The 23063-nt window shown below is 64.5% G+C and carries 19 protein-coding genes; 7 read left to right on the forward strand and 12 right to left on the reverse strand.

The annotated features are described in order from the left end of the window. Positions 1 to 4: 4 nt before the first annotated feature. The 5 genes from ACXMYO_RS13230 to ACXMYO_RS13250 all read left to right on the forward strand — a co-directional run bounded on the left by ACXMYO_RS13230 (position 5) and on the right by ACXMYO_RS13250 (position 5913). Positions 5 to 775, forward strand: a complete 771-nt coding sequence (locus ACXMYO_RS13230; protein WP_457809049.1) for a LamB/YcsF family protein — start codon at positions 5 to 7, stop codon at positions 773 to 775. A gap of 40 nt (positions 776 to 815) precedes the next feature. Next, the gene (locus ACXMYO_RS13235) at positions 816 to 2420 is read left to right on the forward strand and encodes a 5-oxoprolinase subunit B/C family protein (RefSeq protein ID WP_457809050.1); all 1605 of its coding nucleotides are present in this window, start codon (positions 816 to 818) and stop codon (positions 2418 to 2420) included. Further along, a complete protein-coding gene (locus tag ACXMYO_RS13240; RefSeq protein ID WP_457809051.1) occupies positions 2417 to 4183 on the forward strand; it encodes an acetyl/propionyl/methylcrotonyl-CoA carboxylase subunit alpha in 1767 nt (588 codons plus the stop codon). The genes ACXMYO_RS13235 and ACXMYO_RS13240 overlap by 4 nt, the downstream gene beginning before the upstream one ends. A 411-nt stretch (positions 4184 to 4594) precedes the next feature. Then, positions 4595 to 4996 carry a DUF2382 domain-containing protein gene (locus tag ACXMYO_RS13245; RefSeq protein WP_438765244.1) on the forward strand — a complete coding sequence of 134 codons (402 nt, stop codon included), beginning with the start codon at positions 4595 to 4597 and terminating at the stop codon, positions 4994 to 4996. A 50-nt stretch (positions 4997 to 5046) separates the two neighbouring features. Beyond that, positions 5047 to 5913: a YsnF/AvaK domain-containing protein gene (locus tag ACXMYO_RS13250; protein ID WP_457809052.1), complete on the forward strand. Its 867-nt coding sequence runs from the start codon at positions 5047 to 5049 to the stop codon at positions 5911 to 5913. A gap of 112 nt (positions 5914 to 6025) precedes the next feature. On the opposite strand, the gene ACXMYO_RS13255 is transcribed toward ACXMYO_RS13250, so the two are convergent. After that, complete coding sequence (locus ACXMYO_RS13255; RefSeq protein ID WP_438765246.1) at positions 6026 to 6529, reverse strand: winged helix-turn-helix transcriptional regulator; 504 nt, start codon at positions 6527 to 6529, stop codon at positions 6026 to 6028. A gap of 71 nt (positions 6530 to 6600) precedes the next feature. Then, positions 6601 to 7257, reverse strand: a complete 657-nt coding sequence (locus ACXMYO_RS13260; protein WP_457809053.1) for a hypothetical protein — start codon at positions 7255 to 7257, stop codon at positions 6601 to 6603. 303 nt (positions 7258 to 7560) lie between these two features. On the opposite strand from ACXMYO_RS13260, the gene ACXMYO_RS13265 reads away from it, so the two are divergent. Continuing rightward, positions 7561 to 8487, forward strand: coding sequence for a 2-hydroxyacid dehydrogenase (locus ACXMYO_RS13265; RefSeq protein WP_457809054.1), 927 nt, complete (start codon positions 7561 to 7563; stop codon positions 8485 to 8487). A gap of 112 nt (positions 8488 to 8599) precedes the next feature. Here the strand turns inward: ACXMYO_RS13265 and ACXMYO_RS13270 are convergent, their stop codons facing one another. From ACXMYO_RS13270 to ACXMYO_RS13315, 10 genes are all read right to left on the reverse strand, one after another. Beyond that, complete coding sequence (locus tag ACXMYO_RS13270; RefSeq protein WP_457809055.1) at positions 8600 to 9646, reverse strand: hypothetical protein; 1047 nt, start codon at positions 9644 to 9646, stop codon at positions 8600 to 8602. A 315-nt stretch (positions 9647 to 9961) separates the two neighbouring features. Continuing rightward, positions 9962 to 11422, reverse strand: coding sequence for an NAD-dependent succinate-semialdehyde dehydrogenase (locus ACXMYO_RS13275; RefSeq protein ID WP_457809056.1), 1461 nt, complete (start codon positions 11420 to 11422; stop codon positions 9962 to 9964). Positions 11423 to 11451: 29 nt separating this feature from the next. Then, positions 11452 to 13104 carry an ABC transporter ATP-binding protein gene (locus ACXMYO_RS13280; RefSeq protein ID WP_457809057.1) on the reverse strand — a complete coding sequence of 551 codons (1653 nt, stop codon included), beginning with the start codon at positions 13102 to 13104 and terminating at the stop codon, positions 11452 to 11454. 4 nt (positions 13105 to 13108) lie between these two features. Next, positions 13109 to 14017 carry an ABC transporter permease gene (locus tag ACXMYO_RS13285; protein WP_245955297.1) on the reverse strand — a complete coding sequence of 303 codons (909 nt, stop codon included), beginning with the start codon at positions 14015 to 14017 and terminating at the stop codon, positions 13109 to 13111. Between the two features lie 14 nt (positions 14018 to 14031). Beyond that, on the reverse strand, positions 14032 to 14988 hold the full coding sequence (locus ACXMYO_RS13290) for an ABC transporter permease (protein WP_457809058.1): 957 nt from the start codon (positions 14986 to 14988) through the stop codon (positions 14032 to 14034). Positions 14989 to 15087: 99 nt separating this feature from the next. After that, complete coding sequence (locus tag ACXMYO_RS13295; protein WP_457809059.1) at positions 15088 to 16725, reverse strand: ABC transporter substrate-binding protein; 1638 nt, start codon at positions 16723 to 16725, stop codon at positions 15088 to 15090. A gap of 102 nt (positions 16726 to 16827) precedes the next feature. Continuing rightward, positions 16828 to 18102, reverse strand: coding sequence for an NAD(P)/FAD-dependent oxidoreductase (locus ACXMYO_RS13300; protein WP_457809060.1), 1275 nt, complete (start codon positions 18100 to 18102; stop codon positions 16828 to 16830). Between the two features lie 49 nt (positions 18103 to 18151). Further along, a complete protein-coding gene (locus ACXMYO_RS13305) occupies positions 18152 to 18826 on the reverse strand; it encodes a haloacid dehalogenase type II (protein WP_457809061.1) in 675 nt (224 codons plus the stop codon). A gap of 183 nt (positions 18827 to 19009) precedes the next feature. Continuing rightward, positions 19010 to 20341 carry an NAD(P)/FAD-dependent oxidoreductase gene (locus ACXMYO_RS13310; protein WP_457809062.1) on the reverse strand — a complete coding sequence of 444 codons (1332 nt, stop codon included), beginning with the start codon at positions 20339 to 20341 and terminating at the stop codon, positions 19010 to 19012. 102 nt (positions 20342 to 20443) lie between these two features. Further along, positions 20444 to 21919 (reverse strand): aldehyde dehydrogenase family protein, encoded by a 1476-nt coding sequence (locus ACXMYO_RS13315; protein WP_457809063.1) that lies wholly within the window; start codon positions 21917 to 21919, stop codon positions 20444 to 20446. A gap of 253 nt (positions 21920 to 22172) precedes the next feature. On the opposite strand from ACXMYO_RS13315, the gene ACXMYO_RS13320 reads away from it, so the two are divergent. Beyond that, on the forward strand, positions 22173 to 23027 hold the full coding sequence (locus ACXMYO_RS13320; RefSeq protein WP_457809064.1) for a GNAT family N-acetyltransferase: 855 nt from the start codon (positions 22173 to 22175) through the stop codon (positions 23025 to 23027). The last annotated feature ends 36 nt before the right edge of the window (positions 23028 to 23063 follow it).

Consider the following 23063-nt stretch of genomic DNA (forward strand, 5'->3'; position numbering starts at 1 on the left):
CTGCATGTCTTCTATCGATTTAAACAGCGATCTGGGTGAAAGCTTTGGGGCGTGGCACATGGGCGATGACGCCACCATGCTCGGCATCGTCACCAGCGCCAACGTCGCCTGCGGCTTTCACGCCGGCGACCCGAGCGGCATCCTGCGCACCCTGACCGCTGCCGCCGAGCACGGCGTGAGTGTCGGGGCACACGTCAGCTATCCGGACCTGGTCGGCTTTGGCCGGCGCAACATGGACATCGCAAGCGATGAACTCACAAGCGATGTGATCTATCAGATCGGCGCGCTCCAGGGCCTGGCCCGCGCCGCCGGCACGCAGGTGCGCTACGTCAAGCCGCACGGCGCGCTCTACAACACCATCGCCCGGGACGAGCGCCAGGCGCGCGCCGTCATCGAGGCGCTGAAAGCCGTCGATGACACGCTGGTTCTGGTCGCGCTGGCCGGCGCCCCGCTGCTCGACTGGGCCCGTGATGCCGGTCTTCGCGTGGCGGCGGAAGCCTTCGCCGACCGCGCCTATCAGGCGGACGGCAGCCTGGTATCGCGCCGGGAAGCAGGCGCAGTGCTCCACGATGCCGACCGGGTCGCCGAGCGCATGCAGCGGCTGGTGCATGAAGGGGTGATCGAGTGCATCGACGGTCATGATATCGCCCTCCAGGCCGACTCCATCTGCGTCCACGGCGACAGCCCCGGCGCCGTGGCGCTGGCCGAGGCCGTGCGTGCGCGCCTGGCCCGGAGTGGCGTGACGCTCAAGGCCTTTGCAGGCACGCCGTCATGAGCACTGCCATGAATGCCCTGCCACGCGGTAAGGAGTTCCCGTGAGAGTACTTCCCGTCAACCTGAGCACCCTGCTGGTCGAGCTCGAGGATCTGTCGCAGGCGCTGGGGCTTTTCGACCAGCTCCAGCGCGAGCCGATCGAGGGGGTCACCACCATCATCCCCGCGGCGCGCACCCTGCTGATTTATTTCACGCCGGCTCGCATTAGTGCCGAGCAGCTTTCCCGGGCGCTCAGGGCCCGCCCGATCAGCGGCGGCGGCCATCAGCATGGCGAGCTGATCGAGATTCCCGTGTGCTACAACGGCGAGGACCTCGACGAGGTGGCCCGACATCTCGACATGAGCACCGATGAGGTCATCCGCCGCCACAGCAAACACGAGTATCAGGTCGCCTTTTGCGGCTTTGCGCCGGGATTTGCCTATCTGGCCGGCGGGGCGGGTTTTGACGTGTCCCGGCGCACCTCCCCGCGCACCCGCATTCCGGCCGGTTCCGTGGCGCTGGCCGGCACCTTCAGCGGCATCTACCCCACCGAAAGCCCCGGCGGCTGGCAGTTGATCGGCACGACGCCGCTCGAGATGTGGGACATCCATCGCGAGCCGGCCGCACTGCTCCAGCCCGGCATGCGGGTACGCTTTACTGCCAGCGACGTTTCCCCAGAGCGCGTCAGCGCCAGCGTGCCCATCGATACCACCCGACCCGCAGCGGCTGATGCCACGCCCTGTCTGGAAATTCGCCAGCCCGGTCTTCAAAGCCTGTTTCAGGATCTCGGTCGCAACGGCCAGACCGGTCAGGGCGTCTCCGGCGCCGGCGCGATGGACAAGGGCGCGCTGAGAAGTGCCAACCGAATCGTGGGCAACCCGTCCGATGCTGCCGCCATCGAGATCGCCCAGGGCGGGCTGTCGCTAATCTGTCACCGGCCCGCCATTGTGGCCGTGACCGGCGCCGAGACCGGCGTATCGATCACCACTGCCGAGGGCGACCGCCGCGACGCCGCGCTCTGGTGGCCCATCGAGCTGTCCGAGGGCGATACCCTGACATTGGGGCCTGTCACGGCGGGGGTGCGCTGCTATCTGGCCCTGCGCGGCGGCTTTGATGTCACACCCGTATTGGGCAGCTGCGCCACCGACACGCTGGCAAAACTCGGCCCGGCGCCGTTGCAGCCCGGCGACACCCTGAGCCCGGCCGGACTGGCGGTCACGGCGCTGTCGCTCAGAGAGTCCGGCGAATTCGATCTGCCCCGCGCAGGCGAGTGCGTCACGCTCGATATCGTCATGGGCCCGCGCAGTGACTGGTTCACCGACGAGGCGCTGACCCTTTTGTGTGATCAAAACTGGCAGGTGACGCCGCGCTCCGACCGGGTCGGCATTCGACTGGAAGGTGAGCACTCGCTTGCCAGAGCACACCACGTCGAGCTGCCCAGCGAAGGCACGGTCACCGGCGCCCTACAGGTGCCGGCCAACGGCCAGCCGGTGCTGTTTCTGGCCGATCATCCGCTGACCGGGGGCTACCCGGTGATCGCCTGCGTGGCCGATCACCATCTTGATCTCGCCGGACAGATTCCGCCCGGCGCCACCGTTCGCTTCAATCCGATTACCCGTTTCGCACCGATTGCCGGTGACGACAGCCTGACCGAGGTCATGTCATGACTGCATCCGACGCTCCCAACGCCCCGCACCCGCTGAAAAAGGTGCTGATCGCCAACCGCGGCGAGATCGCGGTGCGCATCATTCATGCCTGTCGCGATTACGGCGTCACCTCGGTGGCGGTCTATGCCGAGGGCGACCTTGACGCCCTGCACGTCAGACTTGCCGACGAGGCCTGGGCGCTGGGTGGCGAACGCCCGGGAGACAGCTATCTATCGATCGACAAGCTGCTGGACGTCGCCCGCCGCGCCGGGGCCGATGCCATTCACCCGGGCTACGGCTTTCTCTCCGAGCGCGCCGATTTCGCCCGCGCCGTGCAACAGGCGGGCCTGACCTGGATCGGCCCGAGTCCGGACACCATCGACGTGCTGGGTGACAAGGTTCAGGCGCGGCGACTGGCACTCGAAGTGGGCGCCCCGCTGGCCCGCGGCACCGAAGACCCGGTCACCACCGCCGAGGAGGTCGTGGCCTTTGCCGAGGAAGTGGGATTGCCGATCGCCATCAAGGCAGCGTTTGGCGGCGGTGGACGCGGGCTGCGGGTGGCCTGGCGCATGGATGAGGTCACCGAGAGCTACCACGCCGCGGTGCGCGAGGCCGAGGCCGCCTTCGGCCGCGGCGAGTGCTTTGTCGAGCAGTATCTCGACCAGCCGCGCCATATCGAAGCCCAGATCATGGGCGATCATCACGGTAACGTGGTGGTGGTCGGCACCCGGGACTGCTCGCTGCAGCGGCGCAACCAGAAGCTCATCGAGGAGGCCCCGGCCCCGTTTTTGAGCGACGAACAGCGCCGTAAAATCCATCAGGCCGCCCACGATATCGGCACCCGGGCCGGCTATGTCAGCGCCGGTACGGTCGAGTTTCTGCTCGGGCGCGACGACACCCTGTCGTTTCTGGAGGTCAACACGCGACTGCAGGTCGAACATCCGGTCACCGAGGAGACGGCCGGCGTGGATCTGGTCATCGAGCAGCTGCGCATCGCTGAAGGCCAGCCGCTCTCCTTTACGAAGACGCCGGCGCCCCGCGGTCACAGCTTCGAATTTCGCATCAACGCTGAAGACGCCGCCAAGGGCTTTCTCCCCACGCCGGGCCTGGTCGAGGCGTTCAGACCGCCCACCGGTGCCGGCGTGCGCCTTGACACCGGCGTTGAAAGCGGCGGGCGCGTCTCCGGCCATTTCGATTCACTGATGGCCAAGCTGATCGTCACCGGCGCCACTCGTGAGCAGGCCATTTCCCGGGCGCGCCGGGCGCTTGAGCACTTCGAGATTGAAGGCGTGGCCTCCGTTTTGCCCTTTCACCGCGCGGTCATGGCGCACCCGGACTTCACCGGTGAGGCAAGGTTTGATGTGCATACCCGCTGGATCGAGACGGTCTTTGATGCCAATGCGCTTGAATGGCAGGCGCGGCAACAGCCGAGTGCCGAACCCGGCATGCTGCACGCCATGATCGACATCGACGGCAAGCGCCACCGTGTCGGTCTGCCCACGGCCCTGCTGCAGCAGCTGGCCCCGAACGGCGCCACCGCGACTGTTGAAGAGCCCACTGACGCAAACGCGGGCAGCGTCACCGCCCCCATCAGCGGCACGCTGCTGGCCTGGCAGGTCGAGGACGGCGCCCGGGTCAATGAAGGCGATGTCATCGCCATCATGGAGGCGATGAAGATGGAAACGCAGATCACGGCCGACACGGCGGGTACGGTGGCGCTTCGGGCCGAGACAGGGGAAACGCTCGAGGCAGGCCATGTGATGGCCGACATCACGCCGAACTGATCAGGTCGGCCCAGCAGCTCATCATGATGTCACCAGGGGGCGCCACGGCGCCCCTTTCCCGTCTCTTTTGTCATTTCTCTCATTCATTTGCCCTAACAACCCGGGCGTTGGCCACATCAGTCATGACGTCGTCTTCACGGACCGGGTCTTCAACGTTATAGGCGTCAAGCATTACGCTTTTGCAAAGGCTTATCATTAAACGATCAATAAGAGTAATGCTGAAAAAAGGGCTCCAAATACCCCGGAAAAGCCGGCAAATGCTGTGATGTAGCTTACCGATACCAAAGATAACACGAAAGAATTCGCTTACTGGCCCCGAACTGCCAGGTTAGAAGTTGTGTCCTGCATTGTTCTGTAGACGTCGAATCCTGCAGGTCCCGATATTTCATGATCCCTGTGGAGTTCCAGCCAATGACGAAAGATTCAGCGCCCTCTGACCAGGAGCAGGTTCTTCCCCTGCTCGAGGAAACGCTCGATGTCTCTCGTCGTGAGGTCACCACCGGCAGGGTCAGGGTCAGTACCGAGACGCATGAGCGTACGGAAAGCATCGATGAGATGCTCTCGCAGGCACGTGTCGAGGTCGATCACGTCGAGATCAATGAGTATGTCGACGTCATGCCCGAGACACGCCAGGAGGGTGATACCACCATTATTCCGGTCGTTGAGGAAGTACTGGTGGTAGAGCGGCGGCTGCGCCTGAAAGAAGAGGTGCACGTTCGTCGCGTCCACGATCAAACGCCCTGGCATGAAGAGGTGACGCTGCGCGAGCAGCGCGCCGTGGTCACACGTCAGGATGACGATGTGAGCGAGTAGAGGTTACACCGGCCGAAGGCCGATTCAAGCACGATAAAGGAGTACTTTTCATGGATGAACAACTCGTTGTTGCCGTATATGACACCGAAGCACGTGCTGACGCCGCCATGCAGGACCTGCGTGACGCCGGCATTGCTGAAAGCGCCATCAATCGCCATGCCCAGCAGGGCGAGGTTTCCCATGAGCATCATGAAGAACAGGAAAAGCCGAGCTTCTGGCAGCGCCTGTTCGGCAAAAGTGATGAAGACACCAGCGATTACGATCGCAATGTAGAACAGGGTGCCACCGTCATCGCCGTGCGTGCCCCGGCCGCCGACCTTGATCGCATCGAAGAAATTCTTGAAAGGCACGATCCGGTCGACATCGACGAGCAGAAAGTCCAGAACGGCGACACCCTGGGCACTGCAGGCACCGCGGGTGCAGGTGTTGCACCGGGCGTGGCACCGGGTGGCATGAACACCGGCGTTGCCGATCATAACGTTGATCCGGCCGTATCGACCGATCGCGCCACGCATGCCGACAAGGAAGAAACGCTCGCCCTGTCCGAGGAAGAGCTCAAGGTCGGCAAGCGTGACGTCGAGCGCGGCACCACCCGTGTACGTCGCCACGTGGTCAGCACGCCGGTAGAAGAAGACGTTCATCTGCGTGACGAATCGGTTTCCGTCGAGCGTCGCCCGGTCACCGGCGATCGCCATGTGACAGACGCCGACTTCACCGACAAGTCGGTCGAGATGACCGAAACCGATGAAGAAGCCGTGGTCAGCAAGGAAGCGCACGTGCGCGAGGAAGTGGCCATTCGCAAGGACGTCGGTGAGCACACCGAGCACGTCAGCGATGAAGTCCGCCATCACGAAGTCGACATCGACGAAACCGATGGCACCCGTCATGACGACAAGCTGGACCCCAAAAAGCGCTGATACTTTTTGCGTGATCCGTGACGCCTCGGCGTCATCAAAAACCCGGTGGCAAACCACCGGGTTTTTTCACGTCTGTCTGTCATGACGCCACGTTGTTGTCACACTGTCAGGGTCAGGACGTGTCCGAGGCGTTGGCCAGCAGCGTGCGCAGCGGCAGCTGCTCCTTGACGATGGGCGATTTGATCACGATATAGCTGAAGTACTTTTCGATGCCGATCTCGCGCTCGATCAGCGCCTCCATCACGCTTTGGTAGTGCGTGATGCTGCGGGCGATAAAGCGCAGCAGATAGTCATAGCCGCCGCTGATCAAATGACACTCCATCAGCTCATCGATTTCGCGAACGCTTTGCTCAAAGCGCAGAAAATCCTCGCGGCGATGATCCGACAGGGTCACCTCGGTGAACACGGTCACGCTTTCCAGCATCTTTGTCAGATCAAGACGTGCCTGAAACGAGGTAATGTAGCCGGCGGCCTCCAGCCGTTTGACCCGCTGAAGGCAGGGGCTGGGAGAGAGGCCAACGGCGTCGGCCAGATGCACGTTGGTCATGCGACCGTCGTTTTGCAGCTGCACCAGAATGTTGATATCGATGCGGTCGAGTCGAACGGAACCCACCATGAAGCGCCCTTTTTGTTGTGTCTTCGGGCCCGCCTGCTGCTGCCAGAGTCTGCGGGTGTCGCCTCACCTGTCTAAAGGATTTCACGACGCAGGGCAAGCTGGTGGCCGCGAATGAAATCGCTCAGCGAGGCAAACTGCCAAACCGAATCCGCCTTCGCCGGCGCTGTGCCCCGCCTGGAGCGATCGATGCGACAGTATCCCGCACCACATGAAACAGGCGCCGGCCCGGCGCTCAATAACAGCACGTCAGGATCTGCGGCGATGTCATGGATGGCGGCGCGCGCAGCCACGAAACTGCCGCTTGCCAGCCGCTCGTGGGCGGCCAGCCCGATCCGCTTGTCCAGCGCGGCGAACTCGCGCTCATCAAGCGAACTCACCACCGTGAGCCGATAGAACTTGCGCAGATAGTGAATGGCCCCCGGCGCGTCTTCATACAGCGTGCCGGCATCCACCGTGCCGGCAAAGGCGATGCCGGCCTGCCAGTCGCTTTCAAGCCCCCACTGGCTTGCCAGCGCGCAGTAGACAATGCAGTGCGCCGATACCGTGTTCATGTCGGCATCGGTGAGCGCGTGCAGTGCCCTGAAATAATCAGTCAGTACCCTGTCCGGCGCGGGCGGGTCACGCATCTGCGCCAGCAGCGGCGAAAGCCCCTCGATGATCGTGGTGTCACGATCCATCAATACCCCGTGTGCGGCAATGCACAGTCTCGGATAGTCCGTCAGCTGCATCCCTTGATGCTCCTTTCCCCAGGATCGGTCCGTGCCCGACGTCCGCGGGCGGCCATAAACTCCAGCCTACGCCCGCCGCTGCCTCAGGTGACGCGCGGATTTCGCCCTGTCGCCGCCGATCGCGCTGAATCCGACGGCCTGCACGGCATGATCCACTGACGGTCCTTGTGACAGCGCAATCTGCGCTCGACCCGCTTCAATTCGCACCGTTTACGCCGCCCAAAACGCCATAACGATATCGCGTGCGCCGCGATTCGGGGCACGATAGAAGACCCACCAATGACGACCGCGAGGCACCCTGTCATGGCACTGCTGTACAAATCCGACCCCGACCGCGGCCGGCGCTGGCAGGCGCTGTTTGCCGAGCACGCCCCGGATATCGAGTTTCGCCAGTGGCCCGATATCGGTGACCCCGCCGAGATCCGCTACCTGCTGGCCTGGCAGCCGCCGGCAGAGATCGCCACCCTGCTGCCCAACCTTGATGTGCTCTTTGCTACCTCCGCCGGCATCGATCAGTTCGACACATCGACACTGCCCGAAGCACTGCCCGTGGTGCGCATGCTTGACCCCGCCATCGAACAGGGCATGATCGAGTACGCCACCTTTGCCACGCTGTGGCTGCATCGCCACATGGCCGATTACGTGCGCCAGCAGCGCCAGCATCAGTGGCAGGCCCGCATGATCACGCCCGCCGGCAAGCGGCGCCTCGGCATTCTGGGGCTGGGGCAGCTTGGCGGCGCCATCGCGCGTCATCTCGCAGGCTACGGCTTTCAGGTCAGCGGCTGGGCGCGCACGGCGCGCGAAATCCCCGGCGTCACGGCGTATGTCGGCACTGAAGCGCTCGATGCGTTTCTGGCCGAGTGCGATATCCTGATCTGCGTGCTGCCGCTGACCGACGCCACTCGCGGCGTGCTCGACCGGCAACTTTTTGAGCGGCTGCCAACGGGTGCTTCACTGATCAACATGGGTCGCGGGGAACATCTGGTCGAGGCCGACCTGACATCAGCGCTGGCGTCGGGGCAGCTCTGCGGCGCGGTGCTGGATGTGCTGCGCGAGGAGCCGCCCGCGGCAGATCACCCCTTCTGGCAGGACCCGCGCATTCTCATGACCCCGCACGTCGGTGCCATGACCCAGCCCGACACCGCCTTCCCGGTGCTTCTGGAAAACCTGCGCCGCCATCAGCGCGGCGAAACGATGCTCGGGTGCGTGGATCGACAGCGCGGCTACTGAGTCTCGACACAGCCCGTGGCGTGGCGCGCCACAACAGAAAACGCCCGGCACAGGCCGGGCGTTCTGGAAGGTACCACCTGTTCAGCGGCGGTCGATGAAAGACCGCGCTGACTCAGACCCTGCGGTGACGAGCGCTCGTTTTGCTGCCACCCAGACCGGCAAAGCTGCTGATCAGGGCCGCGATGACCATGGCAATAAAGGCCATCAGGGCAGAGTTGCGAAGGCTCTGGGTGGCTTCCTCGGCGCTTTCACGCAAGGACTGCTCGGCCTCGGCCAGCTCCTGCTGCGCCTGCTCGACATAGCCGTCCAGACGATCAACCTGCTGCTGCATCTGGTTGACGCCTTCATCAAGGCGGGCCATGGCGTTGTCGACGAACTCTTCGGCTTCCGGCTCGCTCATGTCGGTATTGCTGGCCAGCGAATTGACCAGCGCGTCGCGGTCGACATCCTGCTGGATGTTGTCAAGGCGCGCCTTTTGCTTTTCGACCAGGTCGTTGAGAATGGCTTCATAGTCGGAAGGGTTACTGGCCAGATGCCGGGCAGCGGTTTGAATGTCATCGCCGGCCGCCTGCGCCTGGTTGCTCAGATACTCGGGCTGCAGTGAACCGGTATCGGTGTCGCGCAGCACCTGGCGGACCTGAGTGCGCAGTGCCGGGTCGTCCAGAGAGGACTCGCCGTCCGGGCTGAAGTCAAAGTTCTCGCTGAGCTGCTCGCCCAGTGACGACGTCGCGCTGCCCAGCCCCTTCGCCACGCTGCCGGTCACCTGACCGGCGCCCGAAACGATCGAGCCCACGGCACTGGCGCCGCCCGAGACGACCTGGCCGGCCGCAAAACCGATCACCACCATCGAGATGAGCGTGGCGGTCGCCCAGCTCAGAAACCCGTGAATGAAACCACGGCTATTGGCCAGACGGCCGGCCACGAAACCGCCAGCGGCGAAACTGATCACCAGAAAAACAGCAGAGGAAATACCAAAGGCCGTTCCCAGGCCATCGAAGGGATTGTTCGACATCGGATCGATGACAGTGGAGCCGATCGCGGTCCCCAGCAGGGAAAGAATGGCGGAAATGGCGAGCACGGTCACGACACCTGCAATGACACTGCCCCATGAGACGCGGTCGATCGACTCGCGCACGGTTCCAACGGTGGTGTCTGCCATTGTCTAATTCCTTTTATGGAGCCCCTTGGCGGCGCTCCCGGGCAGGCCGGCCATCTTGAGCGCCGAACCGCCGTCCATTGGGATAAATCGCGTTTGTGAAGCGTCCTTTTTAGCGACATGACACCTTGTCAGAGTAGCAAAGCGGGGCGTGACGGCGGGCTTTATTTCGTTTTTATTTCATTAACGCTGCCAGGCATACGCCATGCGACGTCCGGCGTTCAGGCAGCGACAGGAAGTAACGGTTCAGGCGCCCGGAACGCGAGGCTGTCCCGGGTATGACGTGGGCCCGACCGGCGCCGGGCCCTGTCAATGGCGTTACACCAGCCCGCCCATGTGGAAGGCTTTCTCCTCGAAGTACTCGTCAAGCCCCTGGCGGGCGCCCTCGCGCCCCAGACCCGACTGTTTAACGCCGCCAAAGGGGGCGACCTCCATCGAAATCGCGCCGGTGTTGAGCCCGACCATGCCGAACTCCAGCGCCTCCCCCACCCGCCAGGCACGGCGCATGTTTTCGGTAAAGAAATAGGCCGCCAGCCCGAACGGCGTGGCGTTGGCGATGCGCAGCGCCTCGTCTTCGCTGTCAAAGCGCATGATCGGCGCCACCGGCCCGAAGGTTTCCTCACGGGTAATGCGCATGGCCTCGGTCACGCCGGTCAAAAGGGTCGGCACCACCTGTCGATGACCACCCTCCGGCACGCCGCCGCAGACCAGGGTCGCACCGTGACCCAGCGCGTCATCGATATGGTTGGCGACCTTCTCGACGGCCTGATCGTTGATCAACGCCCCGATGGTCACGCCCTCATCCAGGCCGTTGCCGCACTTGAGCGCGCTCATCGCCTCTTCAAGGCGCGCGACAAAGCGGTCGTGAATGCCGGCCTGTACCAGAATGCGGTTGGCGCATACGCAGGTCTGACCGGCATTGCGAAACTTGCTCGCCATGGCGCCGGCCACCGCCAGCTCGAGATCGGCATCATCAAAGACGATCAGGGGCGCATTGCCCCCCAGCTCCAGGCTCAGACGCTTGATCTCTTCGCTGCACTGGCGCATCAAAAGCCGCCCGACGCGGGTCGAGCCGGTAAAGGAGAGCTTGCGCACCGTCGGGTTGGCGGTCAGCTCGCCGCCGATGGCCTCGGGCAGCCCGGTGACGATGTTGATCACCCCGGGCGGGAAGCCGGCGCGCTCGGCCAGCACCGCCAGCGCCAGCGCCGACAGCGGCGTGAGCTCCGAGGGCTTGATCACGATCGGACAGCCCGCGGCCAGCGCCGGAGCGCATTTGCGCGTGATCATGGCGTTGGGGAAGTTCCACGGCGTAATCGCTCCGCACACGCCCACCGGCTGCTTGAGTACCAGAATGCGTCGATCCGCCGTCGGCGCCGGGATGGTCTCGCCGTAGGCGCGGCGCGCCTCTTCGGCAAACCACTTCACAAAGCTTGCTCCGTAGCGAATCTCGCCGCGGGACTCCGCCAGCGGCTTGCCCTGCTCACGCGTCATGATCAGCGCCAGATCCTCGAGGTTATCGAGCATCAGATCGTGCCAGCGCATCAGCAAGCTGGCCCGCTCGGCCGCCGGTCGGGCGCGCCATTCGGGCCAGGCGGCATCGGCGGCCTCAATGGCACGCCGGGTTTCATCAGCGCCCATGGCGGGTACCGCGGCCAGTGTCTCGCCGCTGGCCGGGTCGATGACATCGAGGGTTTTGCCATCATCGCCCTGACACCACTGACCGTTGATAAAGCCGGCATCCTGCCAGAGCGCGGGGTCGTTCAGCGCCGGTGTGCTCATGTTGTTTTCTCCTGCGTTGTGGTCATCACTCATGTCACGGGGGCGGCCGTTTCGTTGCGCGTCGGGCGGCTTTCAAGCCAGCCCTGACGCAGCTCCGGTACCGAGCCGATCAGCCGGCGCGTGTAGTCATGGCGCGGCGTCTCCAGCACCTGCTGGCACGGCCCGCTCTCCACGCACTCGCCCTGATAGAGCACCATCACGTCGTCGCACAGCGAGCGCACGGTGGAGATGTCGTGGCTGATAAACAGATAGGCCACGCCCAGCTCACGGCGCAGTTCGACGAGAAGCTCCAGAATGGCGGCGCCGACCACCGTATCGAGCGCCGAGGTCACCTCGTCGCACAAAATCAGATCCGGTTTGGCCGCCAGTGCCCGGGCCAGATTGACGCGCTGTTTCTGACCGCCGGAAAGCTCGCCGGGTTTTCGATCCAGCAAATTGCGCGGTAGCTTCACCAGATCCATCAGCTCTTCGACGCGGGCCCGGCGCTCGCGACGGCTCAGGCTGAAGTAGGTCTCCAGCGGCCGGTTGAGCAGGCGCTGCACGCTGTGGGCCGGGTTGAGCGCATTGTCGGCGCTTTGAAAGACCATCTGGATGCGGCGAAACTGATCCGGCGTGCGCCCGCGCAGCGTGGTAGAAAGCTCGCGTCGGTCGAACTGCACCGCCCCGTGGGACGGCGCCACCAGCCCGGCCACCGCGCGGGCCAGCGTCGACTTGCCCGACCCCGACTCGCCGATCACCCCCAGTGCCTGACCGCGCACCAGATGCAGATTGATGTGTTCGAGCACCACGTTCTCGGGCCGGCCCTGACCATCGCGCGAACCGTAGCCGACCTGCAGGTCGTGGATATCGAGAAGCTCGCCCCCGTGGCGGCCTTCAACGGGTGAGAGGTGATCCTGCGGGCGGGCCGCGGCCAAAAGGCTGCGGGTGTACTCATGCGCCGGCTGCTCGAGGATCCGGGCGGTGGTGTTGTGCTCCTGGGTTTCGCCGTTTTGCAGCACCAGCACCTGATCGGCCATCTGCGCGACCACGGCCAGATCATGCGACACATAGATGGCGGTGGTGCCGCGCTCGCGCATCACCTGCTTGAAGGCGCGCAGCACCTCGATCTGGGTGGTGACATCGAGTGCAGTGGTCGGCTCATCAAGAATGACCAGCGCCGGATCGGTGATCAGCGCCATCGCCGCCATCACGCGCTGGAGCTGGCCGCCGGAGATCTGGTGCGGGTAGCGCTCGCCGATGTGCTCCGGGTCGGGCAGGGCCAGGTCATGAAACAGCGACACGGCCTTTTGTCGGGCCTCCTGGCGGCTCATGACGTCATGGATCAGCGCGCCTTCGATGACCTGATCCATCAAGGTCCGTGAGGGGTTGAACGCCGCCGCGGCACTCTGGGCCACATAGGCCACCCGGTGGCCGCGCAGGGCGCGGGTCTGAGTGGCGTTGAGTGACAAAATATCGGTGTCGCCAAGCCGCACGCTGCCACCGGCAATGCGACAGCCGCTGCGGGCATAGCCGAGCATGGCCAGGGCAATCGTGGTCTTGCCCGAGCCCGACTCGCCGATCAGCGCCAGTACTTCTCCCGGCGCCAGTTCAAAGCCGATGTCGTTGACGATGATGCGTTCCTCACCGCCCGGCGGGGTGGCGCAGATCCTGAGATCGCGCACCGTGAGTGATTCACCCAGCATATGGTCACTCCTTTTGCGTGTCGCGGCTTTTGGAAAGGCTGTCGATCAGCAGGTTGGCGCCGATGGTCAGCGTGCCGATGGCCAGTGCCGGGGCGATCACCGCCAGCGCCCCCTGGCTCAGTCCGCCGATGTTTTCGCGCACCAGCGAGCCCAGATCCGCCGCCGGCGGCTGAACCCCGAGCCCCAGAAAGCTCATGCCGCTGAGCAGCAGCACGATAAAGACAAAGCGCATGCCCATGTCGGTGAGCACCGACTGGATCATGTTGGGCATGATCTCGACGGCAGCGATGTAAAAACGCCCTTCCCCGCGGGTTTTCGCCACCTGCACGTACTCAAGCGTGGCCAGATTGGTCGCCAGACTGTGCGAGATGCGAAACGCGCCGGGGGCATAGCTCAGTACCGCGGCCAGGATCAGAAGCGGGATAGAGGTGCCAAAGGCCGACACCATGACCAGTGCCATCATCTTGCTGGGAATGGAGATCAGGGTATCGAAGATGCGGCGCACGCCCTCTTCCAGCCAGCGCGGCAGCAGCACGGTCAGCATGCCGAACCCCGCGCCCACCAGCGTCGAGAGAAGCGCTGCCACAACGGCCAGTCCCACCGTATAGCGCGCCCCGGTCAGCATGCGGCTGAGCATGTCGCGGCCCATGTAGTCGGTGCCCAGCCAGTGGGCCGCACTCATGCCGCCATAGATCTCATCGGCAACGAAGGCCCCCATCGGATAGGGCGCCAGCAAGGGGCCAAACAGCGCCACCAGCACCCAGAAACCAAACAGGGTCAGCCCGATCCAGCGCAGCAGTTTCAGGCGCGGTTTGTTGCGGCGGGCCGGTGCGGAGATCGGCAGGCGGCTGCCGTCGACCATGCGCCGGGCGGATGCTCGGCGCTGTGACGCGCCTTGACGACGATGTGGCATGGCATGGGTCTCACTCATCGGTTTCGCAGCCTCGGGTTGGAGAGGATCGCGCACAAGTCGGCCACCATCACCAGAATCAGGTAGGCGCCGCAAAAGAGCATGGCGCAGGCCTGAACCAGGGCGAGATCCCGGTTGGACACGGCATCCACCATCAGACTGGCGATACCCGGATAGTTGAAAATCGTCTCGACGATGATGACCCCGCCCAGCAGGTAGGACAGGCTCAGCGCCACGGCGTTGGCGATCGGGCCGACCGCGTTGGGCAGGGCGTGACGCAGCACGCGCCGCACCGGCGGGACCCCCTTGAGTCGGGCCATTTCGATATAGGCGCTGTCGAGCTGGTCGATCAGCGCCGCCCGGGTCATGCGTGCCATCTGGGCGATCAGAACGCAGCACAGCGTCAGCACCGGCATGGCATATATCCGCACGAAATCGCCGACGCTCTCGACGGTCGAGACGTAGGACAGCGCCGGCAGCCAGCCCAGGTGCACGGCAAAGATCAGCACCGCAAGCGTGGCGACCAGAAACTCCGGCACCGCCACCATCGACAGCGTGATCACGTTCAGCGCCCGGTCGATGTTGCCGCCGCGACGCATGGCGGCCACCAGCCCCATGGTCAGCGCGATGGGCACCGAAATGGCCGTGGTAATGGCCGCCAGCAGCAGCGAGTTGGGCAGGCGATCATTCATCAGCTGGGATACCGCCATGCCGTTGCTGGCCGACATGCCCAGATCGCCGGTGGCAAAGCCGGTCAGCCAGTGCCAGTAGCGCACCAGCGGCGACTGATTGAGGCCAAGCTCCTCTCTCAGGGCCGCGACCTGCTCGGGCGTGGCGAACTGACCCAGAATCTGCTGGGCGGTGTCACCCGGCAGCAGGGAGGTAATGGCAAAGATCACCAGCGACACCAGAAACAGCGTCAAAAGACTTGAGGACAAACGTCCCAGCACCAGTTTGGGCATGGCGTTGCGCATCTCTTGCCTCCGGGGTGGGGGCCGACCGGCACGCAGGCGCCCTTTCGGCAACCCTGCGCGCCGCGGCCGGCATCAGTGACAGGAAGGGGAAGACGCCGCTTAAGCGTTCCACCAGATGTATTCGGCGAACATGTAGCCCATGAAACTGCCCAGCGGCACGGTGCGGTCCATGCCGCCGATGCGGGCGTCATAACCTTCGACATCGCTCAAAAAGACCGGGATGGCGATACCGCTCTCCTCGTGGATCATGGTCTGCATGTCGGCATACATCTGCCGGCGTTTGGCGTCATCCGCCTCGCTGCGCGAGGCCACCAGCAGCTGGTCGAACTGCTCGTTTTGCCAGCCCGACTCGTTCCAGGGGGCACCGGAGGCGAAAAACTGCGACAGGAGGATATTGGCGGTGGGCCGCGGGTTGACGTTGCCAAAGCCCAGCGGGTGCTTCATCCAGTGATTCGACCAGTAGCCGTCGGCCGGCACCCGGTTGAGATTGAGGTTGAGCCCGGCCTGGGCGGCCGACTGCTGCAAAAGCTGACCCATCTCCTCGGAGTAGTTGGCCGCCGGTGAGACCACCAGCGGCACGCGGGCCCCGGTCACCCCGGCCTTTTTCAGCAGCGAGGCGGCCCGCTCCGGGTCATATTCGCGCTGGGGCAGGCCGTCAAAATAGTAGGGCGAGGACGGCGCGATGGGCTGGTCGTTGGCCACCTGGCCGTAGCCGCGCAGGGCCACCCGCTTGATCTGCTCGCGATCGAAGAGATATTTCATCGCCTCGACAAACTCGGGGCGGCTGCCGGGCTGCTGATCGACGCGCATGACCAGGTCGGTGTAGTTGCCCGAATTGGTCGCCTTGACCCGGCTGCCCTCGGTCTGCTTGACCCGATCGGCATTGCGCCCGGACAGGTTGTTGATCATATGGACATCGCCGGAAAGCAGCGCATTGACGCGCGCTGACTCGTCGCTGATGCCCACGGTCTCGATGGCGTCGAGATAGGGATAGCCCTCGCGCCAGTAGTTCTCGTTACGCACCGCCACCGAGCGCACGCCGGGGCTGAACTCCTGACACTTGAACGGCCCGGTGCCGATACCCTTTGAAAAGTCGGTGGTGCCATCAGGCACGATCACCAGGTGCATGACCGCAAGAATGGAGGGCAGTTCGATATTGGGTGCGGAGAGATTGAACTCGACGCGTCGGTCGTCGAGTGCCGTGACGCTGTCGATCTGATCGACCATCGACAGCACCTTGGAGCCGACAGCCGGGTCCTTGTGACGCATGATCGAATAGATGACGTCCTGAGGGGTGAGCGCCTTGCCATCGTGGAATGTCACCCCCTGTCGGAGGGTAAACACCCAGTGGCCGCCGTTGTCACTGCTCTCGAACGTCTCGGCCAGCGCCGGCTGCGGCTCGAGCTGTTCGTTGAACTGGGTCAGGCCGCTGTAAAAGGTGTAGGCGCGCACATAGTCAATCGCTGTGGAGCCCTTGGCCGGGTCCAGCGATTCAGCGGATGAGGACGAGTGAGCTGCCACACGGATGCGACCGCCCCGTTTCGGGGTGCCCTGACTGTCGGCGGCCCATCCAAACGACATGCCGGGCAGCATGCCGCTGCCGGCGGCCGCAATCCCGGCCACGCCGAGCATTTTCAATGCCTGACGACGTGACAGCCCCGCCTGCATGGCGCGATAGACCTGCAGACTCTGCTCCGGGGAGACAAGCGTGTCATCACCGCGTTTGTTGTGTGTCATGAGCCTTCTCCTTCTGCCTGAAATTGTTATTGCATTCGGATACAGCGCTGCATTGATGACAGCCCCTGGCTGTCGCGTTGTTGTGTTCTTGTTGTTGGCCGGCTAGTGCAGCCGGTCCTGCAGGCGATACCAGCCGCCCACCAGGGGAAGAAACCAGGGCTTGCCGAAATTGCCGGGGATGGCAGGCCAGTTATCGCTTTGCCACGGATAGTCCTTGCGCTGGCCCAGCATCATCTCGGCCAGCACTCGACCCATGTGCACCGACATCTGCACGCCGTGGCCGCTAAAGCCCATTACGTAGTACATGCCCTCATGGCGTCCGGCGTGGGGCAGGCGGTCGCGACTCATGTCCACCAGCCCGCCCCAGCAGTGTGACAGCGGCGTATCAGCCAGCTGCGGAAAGGTGTCACGAAGGCCGCGGCGCAGAATCTCGCCGCTTTTGGCATCGGATTTGCCGCCGGACATGGCAAAGCGGGCGCGCCCGCCAAACAGCAGGCGGTCATCCGGGGTCAGGCGGAAGTAGTGGCCGATGATGCGACTGGTCACGCAGGCGCGACGGTTGGGAATGAGCTGCGCGCACTGCTCGCTGGACAACGGCTCGGTGACCACGATGAAACTGCCCACCGGCGCCAGCCGACGACGAAACCAGTTCAGCGGGCCGACCTGAGAGGCGCCGGTCGCCAGCAGTACGTTATTGGCCTGAAACTCGCCATGCGGGGTGGTCAGGCGATAGCGCTCGCCTTCACGCTCAACGCCGGTCATGGGGGTGTGTTCAAAAAGATGGGCGCCGTGACGCACGGCCGCCTCGGCCAGTCCGGTGCCAAAGCGGCCCATGTGCATCTGGCCACCGTTTTTCTGCCAGAGCCCGCCGTAAAAGGCCGGCGAATCGACCTCACGGCGCGCCTCTTCCTTTGAGAGCAGCGCCACATCCGGGTCAACATCGCGGCGAATCGCCTCGCAGGTGCGCCCCAGCTTGTCATAGTGCTCGGGCTTGGCAGCCAGCTTGAGCTTGCCGCGGCGCAGGTAATCACACTCGATCCCCTCCTCCTCGATCACCTGCTCGATCGAGGCCACCGCCTCGCTGTAGCTGCGGTAATGCAGTATTGCCTGGTCGCGGCCGAGCTGATCGACCATGCCGACGTAATCCTGGGCCACGCCGGTGTTGCACTGCCCGCCGTTGCGCCCGGAGGCCTCGCCGATCACGCGGCCGGCCTCCAGAAGCGCCACGCGGGCACCGCCGCGAGCCAGGGTGCGCGCCGCCGACAGCCCGGTCAGGCCGCCGCCGACCACGGCCACATCATAGTGGCCCTCGGGGGGATGGGACCTGGCACCGGTAAATGCCGGTGCCGTATCCAGCCAGTAGGACTCGAACTTCATGAACGCTCTCCCAGAAGGGGTCGCAGTGACGATTCACAGACCGACCAGCTCAGAGACCGACCAGTGCCGGCAGACCGCGAATATCGGCAATCTCGGTGGCCCCGTAACCCTCACAGAAGCCTTCATGATGGCGCGCCACGAATGCCTTGTTTTTGATGCCCATAAAGTGCGCCGACATCAGGTCGTAGCGAAAGCTCGACGACACGTGCAACAGCTCATCGGGCTGACAGCCCAGGGTATCGATCATGGCTTCAAAGGCGGCCAGACGCGGCTTGTAGACCTGGAACATTTCTGCCGTGAAGACCTTGTGAAACGGCACTTCCAGCTTTTTGACGTTGTCCATGATCTGGCTGTCATCGGCGTTGGAGTAGATGACCAGCGGAATTTTATCGGCGATTTTTGAAAGCCCCTCGATCACGTCCGGGTGGGGACCCCAGGTCGGCACCGCCTCGAAGTAGCGCATGCCTTCATTGTCGCGGTAGTCAACGCCCCAGCGCTTGCAGGTGCGCTCAAGCGCCGTGCAGATGATTTCCGAATAGGGTTTCCAGGGGCCCAGCACCTCATCGAAGCGATAGGCCCCGAAGGATTTGACGAAGGCGTCCATCTGATCGGCCTGCGGGAGGCGGTCGGCAAAGATCTCCCGGGTCATGGTGGCCATCTGAAAGTTGGTCAGCGTGCCGTAGCAGTCAAAGGTGATGTACTTCGGGCGCATGATGTCGCTCATGGTATGTCGTCCTGTGTTGTCGTGCCGTGACGGCGATGATTGTTGTGGACGTTGGCCTCCCGCCGGGGGCCATGACTCCATTACAGCACTCCCTGACCATCGCAGGACGCTGAAAGCCCGGGGGCTGTCGGTACAAAACCTCCTTTTTGCGTGGTTGCACAGCACAGCCTGCGGCAGACGGGGTTACATCATCTCGGGCTGGCGGATGCGACTGCCTCGGGCAAACCGGTCGAGATGATAGGGCGTCGGGTCGACCACGGGCGTGGCGCCGGTGACCAGATCCGCTGCCAGCTGCCCGCCGCCGGGGCCGATGCCGAAGCCGTGGCCGCTAAAGCCCGAGGCGACGATAAAGCCCGGGATGGCCTCGACCGGCGAGATGACCGGCACCATGTCCGGGGTGGTATCGATCATGCCGCCCCAGACGCGGGCAATATGCACGCCCTTGAGCGCGGGATACTCCGCGTGCAGCCCGGCCAGGGCGGCGCGCGCCTGCGCCATGTCGGGTGCGGGGTCCAGCACGCGCGTTTGCTCAAACGGCGAGACCTGGTCGAACTCCCAGCTGCCTGCGGCTTCGGGACCGCGAAAAAACGATCGCCCGATGCGCACCTGCAGCTTCTTGGCCAGCTTGCTGCGATAGGCGCCATAAAATTTCGTGGCGTAGCGAAGCCCCTGCGGGCTGATCTCGACCCGGCCAAACCCGGGCATGGCCAGCGTGTAGCCCCCGTCGATGCGCCGTCGCAGGGCAATTTTCGGCGTGGTTAGACAGCCCGGCGTGACCTGATCACCCGGCGTGGTCTGAAGCGTGGTGCCCATGATGTTGGCCGCCGGCAGCTCGACCCCGTGGCGGCGGCAAAAGCGCGAGCTCCAGGCGCCCCCGGCACAGACCACGCTTGAGGTGCGAATCAGGCCGCGCTCGGTCCACACGCCGCTCACGCGCCCGCCGGTAAGCTCCAGCCCGCGTACGGCGCAGTTTTGATGGACATACGCCCCGCGCTCGCGGGCGCCAAAAGCAATCGCCGGACACGCCATGGCAGGCTCGGCGTGACCGTCGGTGGGAGAAAAGACGCCGCCGAGCCATTTCGAGGTGGTGCCGGGCGCCTTTTCATGGGCCTGTTCGGACGTGAGCCGGTGACTGACAAAACCATGCTCGCGCGCCTTCTCCCCCCAGGCCTCCCATTTGGCCAGGCTTTCGGGGTTGTCGGTGGTGTAGACGATGCCGCTGCGGCGAAAGCCCACGTCGCGCCCGATCTCACCGGACATCGCCTCCCAGCGGTTCAGGCTGTGCATCGCCAGCGGCAGCTCGAACATGTCGCGGTTTTGCTGGCGCACCCAGCCCCAGTTGCGACTCGACTGCTCACAGCCGATCAGACCCTTCTCCAGCAGTGCCACCGACACGCCCCGACAGGCCAGCTCGTAGGCCGTGGTGGTGCCCACGATGCCGCCGCCGATCACCACGACATCGACCTGTTCGGGAAAGTCGGGACTGTCGTGCACGGTATCTACATTAACGAACATGTTCGAAACCCTCTTGTCTTGTTGTTGGCATCTCTCATACCGGATGCTTCACTCAGGCGCCGGATTATGACATAACCTCCGACGTCACGATGACGCCTCGCCTCAGGGGTTCAGGTCGATCAGCACGCTTTTGTGATGCAGGTTGGCCTCAAAGGCGGCCCGCCCCAGATCGCGCCCGATGCCGGAGCGCTTGTAGCCGCCGGTGGGCAGGATGTAGTCGTTGCTGCGTCCATAGCGATTGACCCAGACCGTGCCGGCGCTGAGTTGACGTACCGCGCGCAGGGCGCGCCCGAGATCGGCCGTGTGCACCCCGGCGGCCAGGCCGTACATCTCGTGTTCGGCCAGCGCCAGGGCCTCCTCTTCACTGTCAAAGGCCTGAACGGTGAGCACCGGGCCGAAAATCTCCTCATGAACGGCCGGATTATCGCTTTTGTCGACCTGCAGGATCGTGGGGCGATAAAAGCAGCCGCCGGCATTCGTTTCAAAGCGTGCCCCGCCGGTGATCAGCTCGGCGCCGGCATCAATGGCGCGGGCAACGACCGACTCGATGCGCCCGGCCTGGGTCTCGGAGATGATGGGCGAAAAGCGCGTGCCGGTCTGCCAGGTCAGTCCCGGCGCCAGCCCATCGAACTGCGCGTTCAGCCGCTCGATCATGGGCGCCATCAGCGAGCGCTCGATCAAAAGGCGCGAGCCCGCCACACAGACCTGGCCGGCGTTGCCGGTGATCGCCCCGGCAAGCGTTGTCGCGGTGCGGTCGATATCGGCAATATCGCCAAAGACCAGCTGCGGACTCTTGCCGCCCAGCTCCAGCGTCACCGGTTTCGGTCCGGTTTCGGCGCAGGCGCCCATGATGGTGCGACCGGTCACCGTGGAACCGGTAAAGGTGATTTTCGCCACGTCGGGATGGCGACACAGCGCGTCCCCGGTGATGGGGCCATCGCCCTGAATCACGTTGAAAACGCCCGGCGGCATGCCGGCCTCGATGGCAAGCTCGGCCAGCCGCACCGCCGTAAACGGCGTCATTTCGGAAGGCTTTAATACCACGGTGTTGCCCGCCGCCAGCGCCGGGGCCACCTTCCAGCAGGTCATGCTCAGGGGAAAGTTCCAGGGCGCGATGGCCCCGACCACGCCGAGCGGTTCGGCAATCTGCATCCCCAGGCTATCGTGAGCGGTGGCGGCCACCTCGCCGCCGTGCTTGTCGGCAAATTCGGCAAAAAAGCGGATGCCCTCGGCGGTATAGGGCACATCCCAGGCGCGCGCCTGATCGATCGGCCGGGTCGAGCCCAGCGCCTCGAGCGCGGCCAGATAGTCGATATCGGCCTCGATCAGATCCGCCCAGCGGCGCATGATGCGAGCGCGCTCGCGCGGGGCACATCGCGCCCAGCTGGCGCGCCTGAAGGCCTGACGCGCGCTGATGACCGCCTCATCGACGCGCTCGGCATCGGCAAGCGGCAGTCCGGCATAGGCCTGCCCATCGGCCGGTCGACGTACCTCAAGCGCCGCGTCATCGCGCACCTGACGGCCATGCAGGAAGTGGGCACAGGGAATCGTGATACGGGCAGGGTCGAAACTGGACATGACAGGCTCTCTCGGGCAGGAAAGGAACACGCCCGATACTTGGGGCGAGACGCTCCCTTCATGCTACGACCAATGGCCCGGCACGGGGTGCCGAGTGTGATCGCGCCCGGCGCAGTTGATGCGCCAAAGCCGCCCCCATTCGGTCAGATCTGCCGAATTGCGCCGCCCGGTCCTCAACGATGTGGCACGCACGCCGGGTGCATGCGACAGTCCTGCCACCACACGCTGACACCTTCAACGGGAGCCTGCCGTAATGTCTTCACTATCCTCGCTGCCTTCATCCAACGACGCCCTGAGCGATCTGTACTGGCGCCCGCTGCACGACACCGACCTGGCCCCGGCCCACGTACTGTCGCAGGGCCTGGGCTGGCCTCATCGCATCGAGGACTGGGCCATGATGCTCGAACTGGGCCACGGCGTGGCGCTGGAAGGCCCCGACGGCGAACTGATCGGCACGGGATTTTGTCTGCCGCAGGGCCGGGCGGCCACGCTGGGACTGGTCATCATCGATGATGCCTGGCAGGGCAAGGGGCTGGGGCGCGCCATGATGACTCGCCTGATGGCGCTGGCCGAGGATCGCACCCAGTTTCTGGTAGCGACCGTGGCCGGCGCCCCGCTGTATCAAAAACTCGGCTTCGCGCCGTGCAACACGGTCTGCCAGTACCAGGGCAGCGTCATGACCGCCGTACAGGTACCGGACACCGACGGGCTGCGCGCCATGACCGACGAGGACCTTGAATCCGCCATGGCGCTGGCGCCCGACAATCCAGTCCACCGCAAGGCCGTGGATCAGGCCACGGAGGGCGCCGTTATCGAACGCGACGGCCGGCTGGTCGGCGTGGCCCTGCGCCGCCCCTTCGGGCGCGGCGAGCATATCGGCCCCGTGCTGGCCGAAACGCCAGAGCAGGCCCGTGCGCTGATGGCCTCGCTGCTGTCGCGCGCCGAAGGCGCCTTCGTGCGGCTGGATCTGGTCGACCCGGAAGATGATCAGTGGCTGATCGATGCAGGGCTTGCCTGCGTGGACCGGGTCGTGCGCATGCGCCGCGGCCCCGACATTGATGAAGAGCCGCTGGTGCGCTTTGGTCTGATCACTCAGGCGATGGGCTGATCGTTGAGGCCGGATAACAGGCATCCGGCCTCGATC

It is taken from the genome of Kushneria sp. EE4 (assembly GCF_977968315.1).